The 18,932-nt window shown below is 70.6% G+C and carries 15 protein-coding genes; 10 read left to right on the forward strand and 5 right to left on the reverse strand.

The window, feature by feature from the left end; genetic code table 11:
• Nucleotides 1–36: 36 nt before the first annotated feature.
• Entirely contained in the window at nucleotides 37–1,431 is a 1,395-nt protein-coding gene (locus ACZ9QC_RS25800; RefSeq protein ID WP_472915286.1) for a DUF7847 domain-containing protein, read from the reverse strand.
• Between the two features lie 140 nt (nucleotides 1,432–1,571).
• Between ACZ9QC_RS25800 and mtnA the strand changes: the two genes are divergently transcribed.
• The 7 genes from mtnA (at nucleotide 1,572) to ACZ9QC_RS25835 (ending at nucleotide 10,456) form a co-directional block, all read left to right on the forward strand.
• On the forward strand, nucleotides 1,572–2,717 hold the full coding sequence (gene mtnA / locus ACZ9QC_RS25805; RefSeq protein WP_472915287.1) for an S-methyl-5-thioribose-1-phosphate isomerase: 1,146 nt from the start codon (nucleotides 1,572–1,574) through the stop codon (nucleotides 2,715–2,717).
• Nucleotides 2,718–2,725: 8 nt separating this feature from the next.
• Nucleotides 2,726–3,415 (forward strand): two-component system response regulator MtrA, encoded by a 690-nt coding sequence (gene mtrA / locus ACZ9QC_RS25810; RefSeq protein ID WP_189823911.1) that lies wholly within the window; start codon nucleotides 2,726–2,728, stop codon nucleotides 3,413–3,415.
• 1 nt (nucleotide 3,416) lies between these two features.
• Nucleotides 3,417–5,510 carry an MtrAB system histidine kinase MtrB gene (mtrB, locus tag ACZ9QC_RS25815; RefSeq protein WP_472915288.1) on the forward strand — a complete coding sequence of 698 codons (2,094 nt, stop codon included), beginning with the start codon at nucleotides 3,417–3,419 and terminating at the stop codon, nucleotides 5,508–5,510.
• Nucleotides 5,511–5,538: 28 nt separating this feature from the next.
• Nucleotides 5,539–7,326 carry an LpqB family beta-propeller domain-containing protein gene (locus tag ACZ9QC_RS25820; protein ID WP_472921811.1) on the forward strand — a complete coding sequence of 596 codons (1,788 nt, stop codon included), beginning with the start codon at nucleotides 5,539–5,541 and terminating at the stop codon, nucleotides 7,324–7,326.
• A 372-nt stretch (nucleotides 7,327–7,698) separates the two neighbouring features.
• The gene (locus ACZ9QC_RS25825) at nucleotides 7,699–8,493 is read left to right on the forward strand and encodes a ComF family protein (protein ID WP_472915289.1); all 795 of its coding nucleotides are present in this window, start codon (nucleotides 7,699–7,701) and stop codon (nucleotides 8,491–8,493) included.
• 315 nt (nucleotides 8,494–8,808) lie between these two features.
• Entirely contained in the window at nucleotides 8,809–9,501 is a 693-nt protein-coding gene (gene hpf, locus ACZ9QC_RS25830) for a ribosome hibernation-promoting factor, HPF/YfiA family (protein ID WP_472915290.1), read from the forward strand.
• A gap of 205 nt (nucleotides 9,502–9,706) precedes the next feature.
• On the forward strand, nucleotides 9,707–10,456 hold the full coding sequence (locus tag ACZ9QC_RS25835) for a response regulator (RefSeq protein WP_184893352.1): 750 nt from the start codon (nucleotides 9,707–9,709) through the stop codon (nucleotides 10,454–10,456).
• A gap of 3 nt (nucleotides 10,457–10,459) precedes the next feature.
• Here the strand turns inward: ACZ9QC_RS25835 and ACZ9QC_RS25840 are convergent, their stop codons facing one another.
• Together ACZ9QC_RS25840 and ACZ9QC_RS25845 are read right to left on the reverse strand one after the other, a co-directional pair.
• Entirely contained in the window at nucleotides 10,460–11,650 is a 1,191-nt protein-coding gene (locus tag ACZ9QC_RS25840) for a winged helix-turn-helix domain-containing protein (protein ID WP_472915291.1), read from the reverse strand.
• 304 nt (nucleotides 11,651–11,954) lie between these two features.
• A complete protein-coding gene (locus ACZ9QC_RS25845; protein ID WP_472915292.1) occupies nucleotides 11,955–12,524 on the reverse strand; it encodes a GNAT family N-acetyltransferase in 570 nt (189 codons plus the stop codon).
• Nucleotides 12,525–12,804: 280 nt separating this feature from the next.
• On the opposite strand from ACZ9QC_RS25845, the gene secA reads away from it, so the two are divergent.
• A complete protein-coding gene (gene secA, locus ACZ9QC_RS25850; protein WP_472915293.1) occupies nucleotides 12,805–15,651 on the forward strand; it encodes a preprotein translocase subunit SecA in 2,847 nt (948 codons plus the stop codon).
• Between the two features lie 174 nt (nucleotides 15,652–15,825).
• On the opposite strand, the gene ACZ9QC_RS25855 is transcribed toward secA, so the two are convergent.
• The gene (locus ACZ9QC_RS25855) at nucleotides 15,826–16,383 is read right to left on the reverse strand and encodes an Rv3235 family protein (RefSeq protein WP_472915294.1); all 558 of its coding nucleotides are present in this window, start codon (nucleotides 16,381–16,383) and stop codon (nucleotides 15,826–15,828) included.
• Between the two features lie 381 nt (nucleotides 16,384–16,764).
• On the opposite strand from ACZ9QC_RS25855, the gene ACZ9QC_RS25860 reads away from it, so the two are divergent.
• Both ACZ9QC_RS25860 and ACZ9QC_RS25865 read left to right on the forward strand, forming a co-directional pair.
• A complete protein-coding gene (locus ACZ9QC_RS25860) occupies nucleotides 16,765–17,286 on the forward strand; it encodes a DUF6912 family protein (protein WP_472915295.1) in 522 nt (173 codons plus the stop codon).
• Nucleotides 17,287–17,540: 254 nt separating this feature from the next.
• Nucleotides 17,541–18,209 (forward strand): HAD family hydrolase, encoded by a 669-nt coding sequence (locus tag ACZ9QC_RS25865; RefSeq protein ID WP_472915296.1) that lies wholly within the window; start codon nucleotides 17,541–17,543, stop codon nucleotides 18,207–18,209.
• A 54-nt stretch (nucleotides 18,210–18,263) separates the two neighbouring features.
• On the opposite strand, the gene ACZ9QC_RS25870 is transcribed toward ACZ9QC_RS25865, so the two are convergent.
• Nucleotides 18,264–18,830, reverse strand: coding sequence for a DJ-1/PfpI family protein (locus ACZ9QC_RS25870; RefSeq protein WP_472915297.1), 567 nt, complete (start codon nucleotides 18,828–18,830; stop codon nucleotides 18,264–18,266).
• Nucleotides 18,831–18,932: the final 102 nt, after the last annotated feature.

Consider the following 18,932-nt stretch of genomic DNA (forward strand, 5'->3'; position numbering starts at 1 on the left):
ACGGCTGTCAGTGCTCCCCCCGACCGTGTCACCCCATCAGCTCCCCGGGGTGGCGCCCGGAACGTCGCCGTAGCCCTGGAGGCCGGCGGCGCGGCCCAGTTCGAGGTCGAGAGCCTCGCGGCGGATGCGCTGGTCGATGTAGAGGAGCACGGTGACACCGGCGCTGATCGGGAAGGTGAGCGTGGAGCCGATCACCGCGCCGACGCCGCTGATGACGAGGTAGGTCCAGCCCAGAGCGGTGCCGCCGGTGGCGAGGAGGCCGGAGATGCCGTCGCCGTCGAGGGCCGCGCCCGCGAAGGAGAAGGGGATCACGACGATCGATGCGACGACGTAGGCGATGATCGCGGCGAGCAGCTGGATGCCGAGGACGCGCCACCACGAGCCGCGCACGAGCTTGGCGGAGCGGCTCATCGACTTGCGGACTCCCTGCTTCTCCAGCATCAGGGCGGGAGAGGCGAGGGAGAAGCGGATCATCAGCCACACGGTGAGCACGAAGGCGCCGAGGCCGCCGAGGAGGGCGAGGAGCACGCCGGCTCCGGTGGAGCCGCCCGCGGCGAGCAGGACGCCGGGTGTGATGCCCACGGTCATGATCAGACCGGCGATCACGAGGAGCAGGACGGTCAGGCCGCCCAGGCGCAGGAGCTGCGGGCGGGCGTCCCGCCAGGCCTCGGCGGTCGTGACCGACTTGCCGAGGACGGCGCGGCTGGTCACGGTCGTGAGCAGAGCCGTCGCGATGATGGTGCCCAGCAGGGAGATCACCATGACGACGGAGGTGCTCAGCAGGGTGTCGCCCAGGGCGCGGCCCAGTTCGCCGGGGGTGGCGGTCGGGTCGTTGAGGGCGTCCATGCTCGCGGTGTCGTTGAGGACGAGGCCCTGGAGCAGGATGACCCCGATCTGGGTGACGACCGCGACGGCCAGGGAGATGCCGAGGACCGTGCGCCAGTGCGTGCGCATGGTGGAGACGGCGCCGTCGAGGATCTCGCCGATGCCGAGCGGGCGCAGCGGGATCACACCGGGCTTCGCGGCGGGTGGGGGGCCTCCCCAGCCGCCGCCCCAGCCGGGAGTGCCGTAGCCGGGGCCGGGGGCGCCGTATCCGGGGTGGCCACCGGGGGCTCCGGGGCCGCCGGGCGGGCCGTAGCCGCCGGGAGCGGGGTGCTGGGGGCCGGGCTGGCCGCCCCAGCCCGGGACGGGCGGGGGCGGTGGCGAGGTCTGGCCGGGGGCCTGCGGGTTCGGAGCGGACCACTGGGCGGGCGGCGGCTGGGCCTTGGACCACTTGGACGGTGGCTGCGCCTGGTCCGTGCCGGGCTGGTCCGTCGGCTGCGCCTGGGCGGTGCCGGTCGGGTCCGTCGGCTGTGCGGAGTCCTGCTGGTCCGGCTGCTCGCCGCCCGAGGGGGCGGATCCGGGCGAGGCCCAGCCCGGAGTGTCCTTCATCGTCGCTCCTTCATGGTGCCCGTCCGCGGTCGCGGCGGCAGGTTGGCGCCCATCGTGCCACGCGGTGTCCGGGAAGTGACCGGGGGCCGTATCGGCTGCGCACCTTCAATTGTCCGACGGATACGGGGCAGACTGACCGCATGGCTGATCAGTACGCGCGATCCGGCGACGACATCCGGCCGACCGGGATACCGGCGATCCGTTGGGACGAGCCACCCGAAGGTCCCGTCCTGGTCCTTCTCGACCAGACGAGACTGCCGGTCGAGGAGGTCGAGCTGGTCTGCACGGACGCGCCGGCGCTGGTGGAGGCGATCCGTTCGCTCGCCGTCCGCGGGGCGCCGCTGCTGGGGATCGCCGGGGCCTACGGCGTCGCGCTCGCCGCCGCGCGGGGCTTCGACGTGGAGGACGCCGCCGACGCGCTGGAGGGCGCCCGGCCCACCGCGGTGAACCTCGCGGTCGGCGTGCGACGGGCGCGGGCCGCGCACCGGGCCGAGCTCGGTCGCACGGGGGACCAGAAGCAGGCCGCGGAGGCGGCGCTCGCCGCGGCGCGGGCGCTGCACCGGGAGGACGCCGAGGCCAGTACCCGTATGGCCGCGCACGGGCTGGCGCTGCTCGACGAGCTGCTGCCGGGCGGTGGGCACCGGGTGCTCACGCACTGCAACACCGGGGCGCTGGTCTCGGGTGGTGAGGGCACGGCGTTCGCGGTGGCGCTCGCGGCGCACCGGGTGGGGCGGCTGCGGCGGCTGTGGGTGGACGAGACGCGGCCGTTGCTGCAGGGCGCCCGGCTGACCGCTTATGAGGCGGCGCGCAGCGGAATGGCGTACACCTTGCTCACGGACAATGCCGCGGGCTCGTTGTTCGCCGCGGGTGAGGTGGACGCGGTGCTGGTGGGTGCCGACCGGATCGCCGCCGACGGTTCGGTGGCGAACAAGGTCGGGACCTATCCGCTCGCGGTGCTCGCCCGGTACCACCATGTGCCGTTCATCGTGGTGGCGCCGGTGACGACGGTGGATCCGGGCACCCCGGACGGGGCGTCCATCGAGGTGGAGCAGCGTGCGGGTCATGAGGTGACGGAGATCACGGCGCCGCAGGTGCCGGTGGTGGGAGCGGAAGCGGGAGGTGGGATCGCGGTGGCACCCCTGGGGACCCAGGCGTACAACCCGGCGTTCGATGTGACGCCGCCCGAGTTGGTGACGGCGATCGTCACCGAGGAGGGGGTTGTTTCGCCAGTGACCGGTGAGGCGCTGGCAGGGCTGTGTGACAGGTCACGCCAGGTAACGATTTAGTTAATGGGATGATGGCATTCATGAAGGGACGAGTCCTTGTCGTCGACGACGACACCGCACTGGCCGAGATGCTCGGCATTGTGTTGCGTGGTGAAGGTTTTGAGCCGTCTTTCGTAGCCGACGGCGACAAGGCGCTGGCCGCGTTCCGTGAGGCGAAACCGGACCTGGTGCTGCTGGATCTGATGCTGCCGGGCCGGGACGGAATCGAGGTGTGCCGTCTGATCAGGGCGGAGTCCGGGGTGCCGATCGTGATGCTCACGGCCAAGAGCGACACCGTCGATGTGGTCGTGGGCCTGGAGTCGGGCGCGGACGACTACATCGTGAAGCCCTTCAAGCCGAAGGAGCTGGTCGCCCGGATCCGGGCCCGGCTGCGGAGGTCGGAGGAGCCGGCGCCGGAGCAGCTCGCCATCGGTGACCTGGTCATCGATGTGGCCGGGCACTCCGTGAAGCGCGAGGGGCAGTCCATCGCGCTGACGCCGCTGGAGTTCGATCTGCTGGTCGCGCTGGCGCGCAAGCCGTGGCAGGTGTTCACCCGTGAGGTCCTGCTGGAGCAGGTCTGGGGGTACCGCCACGCGGCGGACACCCGGCTGGTGAATGTTCACGTGCAGCGGCTGCGTTCCAAGGTCGAGAAGGACCCGGAGCGGCCGGAGATCGTGGTGACCGTCCGTGGTGTCGGATACAAGGCAGGGCCCAGCTGACATGTCCGGTGACAGTGCCGCTTCGGCGCCCGGCCAGCCGGGGACCCGCGCGGAGCGGCCTGTCGGCCGGAAGTCGGGTTCCCGCTGGGGGCGTCTCCTCGATGGCGGGTTGCTGCAGGGCGGGGTCCAGGGCAGCCCGGTCCTGAGGCTGTTCATGCGTTGGGTGCGTCGACCGCTGCTGCCCGTGATGCGGCTGTGGCGGCGCAACATCCAGCTCAGGATCGTGGTGACGACCCTGCTGATGTCGCTCAGCGTCGTGCTGCTGCTGGGCTTCGTCGTCATCGGGCAGGTCCGTAACGGGCTGTTGGATGCCAAGGTCAAGGCTTCGCAGAGCCAGGCCACTGGTGGCTTCACCGTCGCCGAGCAGAAGGCGGTCAGCGACGCGGACGCGACGGGGACCGACAGCACGGAACCGGGTGGCGACCGGTCGCAGAACGTCGTCGAGTGGATGACCACCCTGGTGGACTCGCTCTCCAGCGGCGGCCAGGGCGCGTTCGACGTCGTGACGCTCAGTCCCGCCTCCGCCGACGGCGACACCGGGGGGCTCGCACCGCGTGCCTCCGGGGGCGTGCAATGGGACCTGAGTGTGCCCGTGGAGCTGCGTGAGCGGGTCGACGACGGCACCAGTGCCGTCCAGAGCTATACGCGGATCCACTACGACAACGGTCAGGAGCCCCAGCCGGGGTTGATCATCGGTAAGCAGGTCAGCGACCCCAAGAGCAACCAGTACCAGCTGTACTACCTCTTCCCGCTCACTCAGGAGGAGAAGTCCCTGAGTCTGGTCAAGGGGACGCTGGCGACGGCCGGGCTGTTTGTGGTCGTGCTGCTCGGGGCGATCGCCTGGCTCGTGGTGCGGCAGGTCGTCACGCCCGTGCGGATGGCGGCGGGCATCGCCGAGCGGCTGTCCGCCGGGCGTCTTCAGGAACGGATGAAGGTCAGCGGCGAGGACGACATCGCGCGGCTCGGCGAGGCCTTCAACAAGATGGCGCAGAACCTCCAGCTGAAGATCCAGCAGTTGGAGGACCTGTCGCGGATGCAGCGGCGGTTCGTCTCCGACGTGTCGCACGAGCTGCGGACGCCGCTGACGACGGTGCGGATGGCGGCGGACGTCATCCATGACGCGCGCGTGGACTTCGATCCCGTGACCGCCCGGTCGGCCGAGCTGCTCGCCGATCAGCTGGACCGGTTCGAGTCACTGCTGGCGGACCTGCTGGAGATCAGCCGGTTCGACGCGGGTGCGGCGGCCCTGGAGGCCGAGCCGATAGATCTGCGCGAGGTCGTGCGGAAGGTCGTCAGCGGGGCCGAGCCGCTCGCCGAGCGCAAGGGGACCCGGATACGGGTGCTGGGGGACCAGCAGCCCGTCGTGGCCGAGGCCGACGCCCGACGGGTGGAGCGGGTGCTGCGCAACCTCGTGGTCAACGCCGTGGAGCACGGCGAGGGCAAGGACGTCGTGGTCAAGCTCGCGGCGGCCGGCGGAGCGGTGGCGGTCGCGGTGCGCGACTACGGAGTGGGACTCAAACCGGGCGAGGCGACGCGGGTGTTCAGCCGCTTCTGGCGGGCGGACCCGGCACGCGCGCGTACCACCGGTGGTACGGGTCTGGGGCTGTCGATCGCCCTGGAGGACGCGCGGCTGCACGGGGGCTGGCTGCAGGCGTGGGGTGAGCCGGGCGGCGGTTCCCAGTTCCGGCTCACGCTGCCGAGGACGGCGGACGAGCCGCTGCGCGGGTCCCCGATACCGCTGGAACCGAAGGACTCCCGGCGCAACCGCGGACTCAGCGACGCCGGTCTGCCGCTCGGCGGTGGCGGCAAGCTCGCCACGGTGCCGGTCCAGGCCGGTGAGCATGCCGGCGGGCGGTCGGCCATAGGGCCCCGGCCGGGCGCCGGACAGGCTCCCACGGCGGACCCGACGGCGCTGCCGGGCAGTGGCGCGCGTGTGGTGCCCCGGCCCGCCACACCGTCCGCGGCCCCGTCCCCGGCGGTGCCCGCGCGGCGGACCGAGGACGGCGAGGAACGCGAGGGCCGAGCCGAGGAGCAGCCGGCCGAGAGCGCCGTGGAGCGGCGGCACGAGCAGGGGGAGGCTTTCCGTGGACGCTGACCGCGCGAAACGCGGCCGTGGGCGTCCGATGCGGGCGACGGCGTACGTCGGCATCGGTGCCGTCCTGCTGGCGGGATGCGCCTCGATGCCGGACAGCGGGGACATGCGCGATGTCGAGTCCACGCCCAGGCAGGACGCCAAGGTGCGGGTCTTCGCGGTGCCGCCCGCACCGGACGCCGAGCCGCAGGAGATCGTGCAGGGTTTCCTGGAGGCCCTGACCAGCGACGACCTGAACTACGAGACGGCCCGCAAGTACCTCACCGGTGACGCGCTGAAGACCTGGGACCCGGCGCGGTCGACCACCGTCCTCGACGAGGCGCCCACCGCATTCACCCGGGTCACGGGGGAGCGGCCGGAGGCCGACGAGTACGGGTTCGAGCTGTCCGGGAAGAACGTCGCCCGGGTCGACGAGCAGCACGCGTACACGCCCACCGGCGGTCAGTACCGCAAGCCCGTGCACCTCACGCGTGTGAAGGAGACCGGGCAGTGGCGCATCGACGAGCTGCCGCAGGGTGTGGTGCTCGGCCGCTCGGACTTCGAGCGCAACTACGAGTCGATCAACAAGTACTACTTCACCTCCGCCGCGCAGTCCGGTGCGCCGGGGACGGTCGCCGACCCGGTGTATGTGCGCAGCCAGGTCGACCCGGTGACCCAGGTGGTCCGGGACCTGCTGAAGGGCCCCACCAGCTGGCTCAACCCGGTCGCGCGGACGAGTTTCCCGTCCGGTACGGCCCTGTCGAAGGGGACGAAGGCCCTGACGCCCGACGACCAGAACAGGCTGGTCGTGCCCCTGAACAGGAAGGCCGACCGCGTCTCGGACAGCAGATGCCGGGAGATGGCGGCCCAACTCCTGTTCACGCTCCAGGACTACATGCCCACGGGTGTTGACGAGGTGGAGCTGCAGGGGTCGAAAGGCGCCCTGTTGTGTGCGCTCGGAGAGAACGACGCCAGTACGGTCGCCTCGCACGGCGTCGACGGGGGCGCGGGGTACGAGTACCTCATCGACGGTGACCACAAGCTCGTGCGGCTGTCCGATCGGGATCCGGTGACGACGCCGTCGCCCGTTCCCGGGGCGCTCGGTGAAGGCGAGAAGCAGCTGAGGTCCGCGGCCGTGTCGCGTGGCGAGGACCGGGCGGCGGGAGTGTCGGCCGACGGCAGTGAGCTGTATGTGACACCGATGACGGCCGGGGGCACGCTCGGCGATCCCGTGCTGCGCAGCGGCGGTGCCACCGCGAAGGACCGGCTGACGACGCCCAGTTGGGACGGGCGGGGCGACCTGTGGGTGGCCGACCGCGATCCCGAGAAGCCGCGGCTGCTGGTCCTGGCGGACGGCATGGGTGAGCCGCTGGAGGTCCGGACGCCCAACCTCGACGGGCGCATCGAGGCGGTGCGGGTGGCCGCCGACGGGGTGCGCATCGCGCTGATCCTGGAGAGCGAGGGCAAGCGGGCGCTCTACATCGGGCGCATCGAGCGGGACGCCGACGCGGAGAGCACCACCGTCTCGATCGTCGAACTGCGGTCCGTGACGCCGGACCTGGAGGACGTCACCGCCATGTCGTGGGCCGGCGACAGCCGGCTCGTGGTCGTGGGGCGCGAACCCGGTGGGGTGCAGCAGATGCGGTACGTCCGGGTCGACGGCTCACCGATACCGGGTGCCGGGCCCTCCGCGCTCACCGGGGTGGACGAGATCGCCGCGTCCGAGGACGAGAGCCAGCCGCTGGTCGTGCACTCGGCCGACGGCATCGTGCGGCTGTCGCCGGGGCAGCAGTGGCAGACGGTGGTCAAGGAAGGGTCGGCGCCGGTCTATCCGGGGTGAGGGCCGGGCGACCGTGCCTCGTCTCGTCGGAGTCGGCGCCGGTTCGTGGGCTCGCCACGGGGCCTTCGGGACTTCGGTGGTGAAGGCGCGGTGTCGGCCGGGTCGGCCAGGACGGTGACTGTCGGCCGATGGGGCGACCGGAGGGCTTGGCTGGGTTGGTTCCTGCCGCTCTCCCGGCCTCCTGGTCTCCCGGTGGTGGGTTTGGCTGTGGCCGGTTTTTTGGGTGGTTGGTCATTTTGGGGTGGCGTTCGGTCTTCTTCGGGCACCCGTCCTTCGTGTGGGTGACAACCCCTCTGTCGTTGCGGTGAGTTGTCCACAGGTGGTTGTCCACAGGGGTGGCAGGGGGCCGCATGCGTTGGCACAGTGGTGGGCATGCGGGGGTGGTGGCAGGACCTCACGGATCTGGTGCTGCCGGCCGAGTGCGGAGGCTGCGGGAGGCCTCGCGCGGTGCTCTGCCCTGAGTGCCGCGCGGCTCTGACCGGGGCCGTGCCGTGTCGGGTGCGACCGGAGCCTGAGCCGTCCGGGCTGCCGGTGGTGCACGCCGTGGCGCCGTACGAGGACGCGGTGCGAGCCGCGCTGATCGCGCACAAGGAACGGGGTGCGCTGGCGCTCGCCGGACCACTCGGCACGGCCTTGGCGGGGGCCGTGCGGGCGGGTGGCGGTGAGGGGCCGGTGCTGCTGGTTCCGGTGCCGTCCGCGCGGCGGGCGGTGCGGGCGCGGGGGCACGACCCGGCGCGGCGGATCGCGCTCGCGGCCGCCGGGGTGCTGCGGCGCACCGGGACACCGGCCCGGGTGGCAGGGGTGCTGCGGCAGCGGCGGGCCGTGGCCGATCAGTCGGGGCTGGACTCCCGGCAACGGCTGGACAACCTCGCGGGCGCCCTGGAGGTGGCCGCCGGGGGTGCCCGGCTGCTGGACGGTGGTGCGGTCGTGCTGGTGGACGACCTGATGACGACCGGTGCCTCGCTCGCGGAGGCGGCCCGGGCGGTGCGGGCGGCGAGGGACCCGCGGGTGGCGGTGGCGGGGGAGTGCGGAACGGGAGCGAAGAGAAAGGAGGCGGCGCGAACACGAGGGGTGACGGGAAGGGTCCGCTCGGAAGACGCCGAGCACGGGCTCCGGGCGGCGGTGGTCGCCGCGCCTCCCGACTCTTTCCAAATAAACCGGAACTGACCGCTGACTTGCATCGTTGCAGGTAATGAGAGGGTCAATTCACCTGAACGGAGGTACGTCTCGGTAGAGGGTGACGACATCCGTCCGGGCGAGATATGTTCGGTTGTGAGGGAATGGCCCCGGCCGTTCACCACATATCCGAATGCTGTGCTGCGGGTTTTCTGAATCACCCCGCGCCGGTGGGGTGGAGATCTTGCCCACGGGGGAGGAGGAGGTGGAAGTCACCGAGTCCGCGGTTCCGGGAGTTGCCGGAACCTGGTGCACAAGGGAGATGCTCCGCCAGTGGAGCGGAGCGATCCGGGAACGGAGTTCTGCGTGGACATCGTCGTCAAGGGCCGCAAGACCGAGGTGCCCGAGCGGTTCCGCAAGCACGTGGCCGAGAAGCTGAAGCTGGAGAAGATCCAGAAGCTCGACGGCAAGGTGATCAGCCTCGACGTCGAGGTGTCCAAGGAGCCCAACCCCCGACAGGCCGACCGCAGTGACCGGGTGGAGATCACGCTTCACTCACGCGGACCGGTGATCCGGGCGGAGGCAGCGGCCAGCGATCCGTATGCGGCGCTCGACCTGGCGGCGGACAAGCTCGAAGCCCGGCTGCGCAAGCAGCACGACAAGCGTTACACGCGCCGAGGCGCGCGCAGGCTCACGGCCGCGGAGGTCGCCGACCACGTCCCCGGCGTGGCCACCCTCAACGGCAACGGATACGTCACCGACGAGGAGCAGCCGGACGGCGTACCCACCAAGAAGATCGGCTCGCTGGAGGTGAAGGGTGAAGGCCCCCTCATCGTCCGCGAGAAGACCCACGTCGCTTCCCCGATGACCCTCGACCAGGCTCTCTACGAGATGGAGCTGGTCGGGCACGACTTCTACCTCTTCGTCGACTCCGAGACCAAGGAACCGAGTGTCGTCTACCGGCGGCACGCCTACGACTACGGCGTCATCCACCTCAGCACGGACCCGATGGTCGCCCAGGCGCACCCGGACGCCGCGGGCGGCGCGCTCGGCGGCTGACCGCGCCGGGTAACAGCTGAGCGGGTGCCCCTGGAGCGCTTGTGCGCCCCCAGGGGCACCGGTGTGCGACCCCTTGTGGCCCGCTCTGTCACCGCGGTGTCGGCGGGGCATGAAATCATGGCCGAACCGGCCCCAACCGGCGGGCCGTTGCCTTGGGTTGGCGATGGCACAGAAAGACAGGCCACGGCCTTCAGGGGGAGGAACGATGGCGGACAGCAGTTTCGGACCGATGCGTGACCAGGATGCCGACGAAGGCTCCGTCGGCATGGGATCCGCCGCGGGCTCCCCGCGCAAGGAACCGATCCGCGTTCTCGTGGTGGACGACCACGCGCTTTTCCGCCGCGGACTGGAGATCGTGCTCGCCGCCGAGGAGGACATCCAGGTCGTCGGCGAGGCCGGTGACGGGGCGGAGGCGGTCGACAAGGCCGCGGATCTGCTGCCCGACATCGTGCTGATGGACGTACGGATGCCCAAACGCGGCGGTATCGAGGCGTGCACCTCCATCAAGGAGGTGGCCCCCAGCGCGAAGATCATCATGCTGACGATCAGCGACGAGGAGGCCGACCTCTACGACGCGATCAAGGCGGGGGCGACCGGTTATCTCCTCAAGGAGATCTCCACGGACGAGGTGGCCACCGCCATTCGCGCGGTGGCCGACGGGCAGTCGCAGATCAGTCCCTCGATGGCGTCGAAGCTGCTCACCGAGTTCAAGTCCATGATCCAGCGGACGGACGAGCGGCGCCTGGTGCCGGCGCCGCGGCTGACCGACCGGGAACTGGAAGTGCTCAAGCTCGTGGCGACCGGGATGAACAACCGGGACATCGCCAAGGAGTTGTTCATCTCCGAGAACACCGTGAAGAACCATGTGCGCAACATCCTGGAGAAGCTGCAGCTGCACTCCAGGATGGAGGCCGTGGTGTACGCGATGCGGGAGAAGATCCTGGAGATCCGCTAGACCCTAGGCGAGTGCGCGCTGCAGGGGCTCGCGCAGTTCCGGGGCGTCCACCCGTTCCACGCGTACGTCGGTGCAGTCGACCCAGGTCGCGGCCTCCAGGAGGGCTTGGGCGACCGCCGGGATGGCCTTGGGGCCGTCGAGACTCACCTGCTTGGCGACCAGGGTGCGGCCGTCGCGGGCGGGGTCGACGCGGCCCACCAGACGCCCGCCGGACAGAACCGGCATCGCGAAGTAGCCGTGGATCCGCTTCTGTTTGGGGACGTAGGCCTCCAGGCGGTGGGTGAAGCCGAAGATGCGTTCCGTGCGGGCCCGTTCCCAGATGAGGGAGTCGAACGGGGACAGGAGCGTGGTGCGGTGGCGGCCGCGCGGGGGTGCGGCCAGGGCCGCGGGGTCGGCCCAGGCGGGCTTGGCCCAGCCCTCCACCGCCACCGGGACCAGGCCCGAGTCGGCCACCACCGCGTCGAACTGCTCGCCCTTGAGACGGTGGTAGTCGGCGATGTCCGCGCGGGTGCCGACGCCCAGGGCCTCGCCGGCCAGGCGGACCAGACGGCGTACGCACTCCGTGTCGTCCAGCTCGTCGTGGAGGAGGTCCGCCGGGATCGCGCGCTCGGCGAGGTCGTACACCCGCTTCCAGCCGCGGCGTTCCACGCAGACCACCTCGCCGTGCATCAGGGCGCGTTCGACGGCGACCTTCTCGCCCGACCAGTCCCACCACTCGCTGGTGCGTTTGGCTCCGCCCAGTTCCGTGGCGGTCAGGGGGCCCTCCGCACGGAGCTGCTTGATGACACGGTCGTAGGCGCCGTCCGGGAGTTGGTGGCCCCACTGGGGGCGCGCCCGGTAGGCGCGGCGGCGGAAGGCGAAGTGGGGCCACTCCTCGATGGGGAGGATGCAGGCGGCGTGGGACCAGTACTCGAAGGCGTGGGGGCGGGCCGGTGAGGTGTTGGTGGCCGCCGTCGACCAGTAGGCCTTGTCGACCGTGGCGCGGCCCACGGCGCCGAGGCGGGCGTACGGGATGAGTTCGTGGGAGCGGGCGAGGACCGAGATGGTGTCGAGTTGGACCGCGCCCAGGTGTCGCAGGACGCCGCGGACGCCGGATCTGCGGTCCGGGGCGCCGAGGAAGCCCTGTGCCCGGAGGGCGATGCGGCGGGCCTCGTCTGCGGTGAGTTCAGTGGTGGGGCGCGGGAGGGAGGTCATGCTCCGCAGGGTAGGGGAGGGGACTGACAGGGCGGGTTGAGCTGGGGAAATGGGTGGGGGACCGGGGTGGCTGGGAGTGGTGGCACGGGAGGTGGGGCTCTGCGATGCGGCGCCCGGGAGCGGGGTTGAGCGGGGGTGGGTCCCGCTGCTCGGCGGTTACGAGGTGCCGCCTGCGCCCACCCTCCCCCACTCTCGGCTTCGCTAGAGCGGGAGGTGCCCCCATCGCCCCAGCGGCACGATTGCCCGCAGGTGGGACGGGTTGACCGTCCGCAGGTGGGACGGGACGGCCGATTGCGCCCGCACCTCAGGGGCGGGCCGGTAGGTAGGGCGCCGGCGAGGGGAGGCCCAGGTCTGAGGGGAGTAGGGAGGCTATCCAGCAGTCTCGGCGGACTCCGTTGTTGTCCAGGGCGGAGCGGAGGGTGCCTTCCAGGGTGAAGCCGGTGTGTTCGGCGACCGCGCGGGAGGCGGTGTTGCCCACCTCGGCGCGCCATTCGAGGCGGTCCAGCGCGAGAGTCGTGAAGGACCAGTGGGCGGCGGCGCGGGTGGCCTCCGCGATGTAGCCGCGGCGGCGGTGCTCCCTGGTGGCCCAGAAGCCGATCTCGCCGGTGCCGGGGGAGCGCATGGTGATGCCGAGCATGCCCGCCAGTTCGCCCGAGGCCGGGAAGAGGCCGAAGGTGAACATCGAGTCGGTGGCCCAGCCCTCGGGAACGGCCTGCTCCACGAAACCCACCGCGTGCTCCCACCGGTAGGGGGAGGGGATCGTGGTCCAGCGCTGGATGTCCGGGTCCTGCGCGGCGGCGTACACCGTGTCGGTGTCGCGCTGGTCCACGGTGCGCAGCAGCAGGCGCTCGGTGGTCAGGGTGACGGGGTCCATCGGGCGATTCTGCTCGCCGGAGCGGAAGGGCGCCATGTCGTTGCGGAGGCGGGCGCGGCGGCACGTGCCGTGAAGGGGCGGTCACAATTCGCACATTTCGTGGGTGGAACGCGGCACCATCCGCAACGCCCACCCGTTGTCCTGGTAGCTGTCACCGCCAGACCTCCCGGCGCGGCGGGGTCCTCGCTTACGATGGCCGTTGCTCAAGCTGTGATTGAAAACTGCCAACTGTCATTGAAACCGACCGTCCCAGGCCCGACCGGCAAGGAGACAAACCCCCGTGTCCGTCCTCTCGAAGATCATGCGTGCAGGCGAAGGCAAAATCCTGCGCAAGCTGCACCGCATCGCGGACCAGGTCAACTCCATCGAAGAGGACTTCGTCGACCTCTCCGACGCCGAGCTGCGAGCCCTCACCGAGGAGTACAAGCAGCGGTACGCCGACGGTGAGACCCTCGACGACCTGCTCCCCGAGGCGTTCGCCACCGTTCGCGAGGGCGCCAAGCGCGCACTCGGTCAGCGCCACTACGACGTGCAGATCATGGGCGGCGCCGCCCTCCACCTCGGCTACGTCGCCGAGATGAAGACCGGTGAGGGCAAGACCCTCGTCGGCACGCTGCCCGCGTACCTGAACGCGCTGGCCGGCAAGGGCGTGCACCTGATCACGGTCAACGACTACCTGGCCGAGCGCGACTCCGAGATGATGGGCCGCGTCCACAAGTTCCTGGGTCTGAGCGTCGGCTGCATCCTCGCCAACATGACGCCGGCCCAGCGCCGCGAGCAGTACAACTGCGACATCACCTACGGCACGAACAACGAGTTCGGCTTCGACTATCTGCGCGACAACATGGCGTGGTCCAAGGACGAGCTCGTCCAGCGCGGCCACAACTTCGCGATCGTCGACGAGGTCGACTCCATCCTCGTCGACGAGGCCCGTACGCCGCTGATCATCTCCGGCCCGGCCGACCAGGCGACCAAGTGGTACGGCGACTTCGCCAAGCTGGTCACGCGCCTGAAGAAGGGCGAGCCCGGCAACCCTCTCAAGGGCATCGAGGAGACCGGCGACTACGAGGTCGACGAGAAGAAGCGCACCGTCGCCATCCACGAGGCCGGTGTCTCCAAGGTCGAGGACTGGCTGGGCATCGACAACCTCTACGAGTCGGTGAACACCCCGCTGGTGGGCTACCTGAACAACGCCATCAAGGCCAAGGAGCTCTTCAAGAAGGACAAGGACTACGTCGTCATGGACGGCGAAGTCATGATCGTCGACGAGCACACCGGCCGTATCCTCGCCGGCCGCCGCTACAACGAGGGCATGCACCAGGCGATCGAGGCGAAGGAAGGGGTGGACATCAAGGACGAGAACCAGACGCTCGCCACGATCACCCTGCAGAACTTCTTCCGCCTCTACAAGCGTCACGACCACAACGGCAAGGAGCAGCCCGGTCTGTCCGGCATGACCGGTACGGCGATGACCGAGGCCGCCGAGTTCCACCAGATCTACAAGCTCGGTGTGGTGCCGATCCCGACCAACCGGCCGATGGTCCGCAAGGACCAGTCCGACCTGATCTACCGCACCGAGGTCGCGAAGTTCGAGGCGGTCGTCGACGACATCGTCGAGAAGCACGAGAAGGGCCAGCCGATCCTCGTCGGCACGACGTCGGTCGAGAAGTCCGAGTACCTGTCGCAGCAGCTCAGCAAGCGCGGTGTGCAGCACGAGGTGCTCAACGCCAAGCAGCACGACCGGGAGGCGACGATCGTCGCCCAGGCCGGCCGCAAGGGCGCCGTCACCGTCGCGACGAACATGGCCGGCCGTGGTACGGACATCAAGCTCGGCGGCAACCCCGAGGACCTCGCCGAGGCGGAGCTGCGCCAGCGCGGCCTCGACCCCGAGGAGCACATCGAGGAGTGGGCGCACGCCCTGCCCGAGGCGCTCGCCAAGGCCGAGGCCGCGGTGAAGGCCGAGAAGGAAGAGGTCGAGTCCCTCGGCGGCCTGTACGTCCTGGGCACCGAGCGGCACGAGTCCCGCCGGATCGACAACCAGCTGCGCGGCCGTTCCGGTCGTCAGGGCGACCCGGGCGAGTCCCGCTTCTACCTCTCGCTCGGCGACGACCTGATGCGTCTGTTCAAGGCCCAGATGGTCGAGCGCGTGATGTCCATGGCGAACGTGCCGGACGACGTGCCGATCGAGAACAAGATGGTCACGCGCGCGATCGCCTCCGCCCAGTCGCAGGTCGAGCAGCAGAACTTCGAGACCCGGAAGAACGTCCTCAAGTACGACGAGGTCCTCAACCGGCAGCGCGAGGTCATCTACGGCGAGCGTCGCCGCGTCCTGGAGGGCGAGGACCTGCAGGAGCAGATCCAGCACTTCATGGACGACACCATCGACGCCTACATCCAGGCGGAGACGGAGGAGGGCTTCGCCGAGGAGTGGGACCTCGACCGGCTGTGGGGCGCCTTCAAGCAGCTCTACCCGGTGAAGGTCACCGTGGAGGAGCTGGAGGAGGCCGCCGGGGACCGGGCCGGGCTGACCGCCGAGTTCATCGCCGAGTCCATCAAGGACGACATCACCGAGCAGTACCAGGCGCGTGAGGCGCAGCTCGGCTCCGAGATCATGCGTGAGCTGGAGCGCCGTGTGGTGCTGTCGGTGCTGGACCGCAAGTGGCGTGAGCACCTCTACGAGATGGACTACCTCCAGGAGGGCATCGGCCTGCGCGCCATGGCCCAGAAGGACCCGCTGGTCGAGTACCAGCGTGAGGGCTTCGACATGTTCACCGCCATGATGGAGGGCATCAAGGAGGAGTCCGTCGGCTATCTGTTCAACCTGGAGGTCCAGGTCGAGCAGCAGGTCGAGGAGGTGCCGGTCGAGGACGCGAAGCCGTCCCTGGACAAGAGCGACGCGGTGCCGGCGCAGGCGGGTGCCTCGCGGCCGGAGATCCGGGCGAAGGGTCTGGAGGCGCCGCAGCGGCGTGACCGTCTGCACTTCTCCGCTCCCACGGTCGACGGCGAGGGCGGCATCGTCGAGGGCGACCTGCCCGAGGACGAGCCGATCCGCTCCGAGGCCGACGGCCTCACCCGCGCGGAGCGCCGCAAGCAGCAGGGCAAGACGAGCCGCCGCCGCAAGAAGTGAGGGTTCGCCCCGGGAGGGGCGAGCGCGCGCCGCGCTGGGCGCTCCGTGCGGGACGTTTCCTGCGGGACGTTTCGTGCGGGGCGCGCGGTGAGCGGCAGCTCGTGAGGCTGTGAAGGGCCGGGCATCTTCGGGTGTCCGGCCCTTTCGCTGTCTCGGCGCGGGGCGTCGTGCGGCTCAGTCGTCGTGCGGGAGGGGGAGCCTCGGGCCGTCGAGTTCCAGTGCTGTGCAGCGCCAGCGGTGGTCGGGGCCGTGTTCCAGGCGGAAGGCCATGGCACGGACGCGGTCGCCCGCGCCGATACGGACGAAGACCTCCAGGGCGCCCGGGGCCGCCACGTAGTAGCCGATGTCCCGGACGACGGGGTGGGTGCCGTGGGGGCTGCGCAGGGGGCCGCGTTCGGCGAGCCAGGCCAGTTCGTCGTAGGCCCTGCCGGCGGTGTGGCGCAACATGCTGTGGACCGGGCGGCGGCCGCTGAGTACGGCGAGGAGGAGGTCGGCGAAGCGGTCGGTGGGGCGGGGCTGGGGGACGGGGCCGGTGAGGGCTGGGGGTGTCGTGGGTGTCGTGGGTGTGGCGGCGGTGGTGGATGCGGTGGCGGGTACCTGGCGCTGGGGGGTCGCGAGGCGGCCTCCTCCCGGCTTTGTGCGGGCGGGGGTGCGGCCGGGGCGGCGGGGGTCGTGGCGGACGGGCGGGCGGGTGCCGGGGTGGCGCTTGGTCCTGGTCATGACCTTGTTCATCGGGGATCCCCGTTCGTCGGTGAGGCCGCCGGGTACCAGTCGGTAACTTGGCGTTGGGGATCTTGTTACGAGGGTGGAGGGGGCGCTCGCAAGGGAGCGCGGCGGGGCGGTGGGAGCCGCTCAATGTTCACCTATCAGGGTGACGGTGAGGGGGAGCGGGCCCGGCAGGGCGGGGGCGTACCGGGTGAGTCGGAGGGCGTGGGGTGGACGCCTCCGGAGGGCTGGGCGGGGGCTCGAAAGGGGACGCCCGCACGTATCCTGAAGCTCCTCTGGAGGAGGCTTCGCGAGGGCCGTCGACATGCTGTGCGTCGCGCGGAGAGTGCTCCGCGGTCCTCCGACGTGATCCGAGAAGCGTGACAACGACTACGAAAGCGGACTGCCATGCGCGTCTACGTCCCCCTGACCCTTCCCGGGCTCGCCGAGGCGTACAAGACGGGTGAGCTGGGGGAGGGGGCGTTCGTCGCGTACGCCGTCACGCCCGCTCTGCGGGAGTGGTATCTGTCCGACGACATCGAGGAGTTGGAGTACGCGGCGCTGAACCGGGCGGCGTTCGCGTCGTTGCGGCTGGTGGCCGTGGATCCGGGGGCGGCTCGGCGGCGGGTCGTGGTGGCTGTGGATGTGGCCGACCGGGATGCGGTGGCCGATCCCGATCGGGGGCTCGATCCGGTGGCGCTCGGGGAGGTGCGGGTGGCCGGGCCGGTGCCGCTGAGCAAGGCCGCGGCTGTGCATGTCGACTCGGTGGAGGCCGAGGGGGAGGTGGGGGAGGCCGCGGATGCGTTGGGGGCGGCGGATCAGGGGGACGATGATGCGCAGTTCATCGTGGACGGGGCTGATGATCATGAGTTGCTCTGGTATGCGACGCAGGAGATTCCGAACCTGGTGGGGTTGGGGGACATGGGCTGACCTCGGGGCGGGGGTGTGCGGTGCCCTCTGCTGGGGCTGAGCGGGGGTGGGTTCCGCTTACCGGCGCTTGCAGGGTGCCGCCTGCGCCCACCCTCCCCCGCTCTCGGCTTCGCTCGAGCGGGAGGTGCCCCCATCGCCCCAGCGGCACGATTGCCCGCAGAAGAGAGCGGCCAGGATAGGGCGCTCGGCGTTCGGGCATGGCTGCTCGTAGCTGGCAGGACTGGCCTGTCAGTGGGGCGGGGTACGTTTTCGGTATGGGGATGAACGGAGTCGGGGCTCATATCGTCTGGGACTGGAACGGGACGCTGTTCCATGACAACGAGGCGATCATCGGGGCGACGAACGCGGCCTTCGCGGAGCTGGGGATCGAGCCGATCACGCTGGAGCGGTACCGGGAGCTGTACTGCGTGCCGGTGCCGAAGTTCTACGAGCGGCTGATCGGGCGGCTGCCCACGGACGAGGAGTGGGAGGCCATGGATGTGGTCTTTCACCGGTACTACGCCGAGCATCGTGTCGCCTGTGGGCTGACCGAGGGGGTGCCGGGGCTGCTCACCGAGTGGGTCTCCGGCGGGCGCAGTCAGTCGATTCTCAGCATGTATGTGCACGAGGAGCTGGTTCCGCTGGTGCGGGGGTTCGGGATCGAGCCCCACTTCGTACGGGTCGACGGGCGCACCGGGCCCTCCGGCGGCAGCAAGACCGAGCACATGGTGCGGCATCTGCGTCGGCTCGTGGGGGTCGAGCCGAGACGGACCGTGGTGATCGGGGACGCCGCGGATGACGCGGTCGCCGCCCGGCACGTGGGCGCACAGGCCGTGCTCTACACCGGGGGCTCCCACAGCCGGGCCAGCCTGGAGGGGGTCGGCGTGCCCGTCGTGGACACCCTGGAGGAGGCTGTCGAGGAGGCCCAGCGGCTCGCCGCGTGAGCTGACCCGGCCGGCCGCGTGACCCCCGGCCCACCTCACCCCCCACCCGTCACGTCACGTCACCGGCGCCTTCGCCCGCAGCACCGTGAGGAACTCCCGCATCCAGGCGGAGTGGTCCGGCCAGGCGCGGGCGGAGACGAGGGTGCCGTCGACGACGGCCTCGGCGTCCTGGAAGGTGGCGCCGGCGGTCTGCATGTCGAGTTCGAGGGCGGGGTACGCGGTGACGCGGCGCCCCGACAGCGCGTCCACGGCGGCCGTGAGCAGCGGGCCGTGGCAGATCTGGGCGACCGGCTTGTCGGTGTCGAAGAACGACTTGAGGATCTTGCGCAGCTCGGGGTCGTTGCGCAGGTACTCCGGGGCCCGGCCGCCGGGGACGACCACGGCGACGTACTGACCGGGGTCGACCTCGGAGAAGGCCAGGTCGGCGGGCCAGGTGTAGCCGGGTTTCTCGGTGTAGGTGTCGTAGCCCGGTTCGAAGTCGTGGACCACGAAGCGGAGCGTCTTGCGGCTGGGGGCGGCGATGTCGACCTCGTACCCCTCCTCGCGGAGGCGTTGGTAGGGGTAGAGGACCTCCAGCGACTCCGCCGCGTCGCCGGTCACGATCAGGATCTTGGCCGTCATGGTGGGCTCCCCTCGCTGCAGCAGGGTTCTCCTCGTCAGGCTATGGCTTCCCCGGCGGCGCGTATAGGCTCGCTTGCGCGGAGGTAAGCTCAAAAGTGCGCG

This window comes from Streptomyces sp. HUAS MS02 (assembly GCF_055702265.1).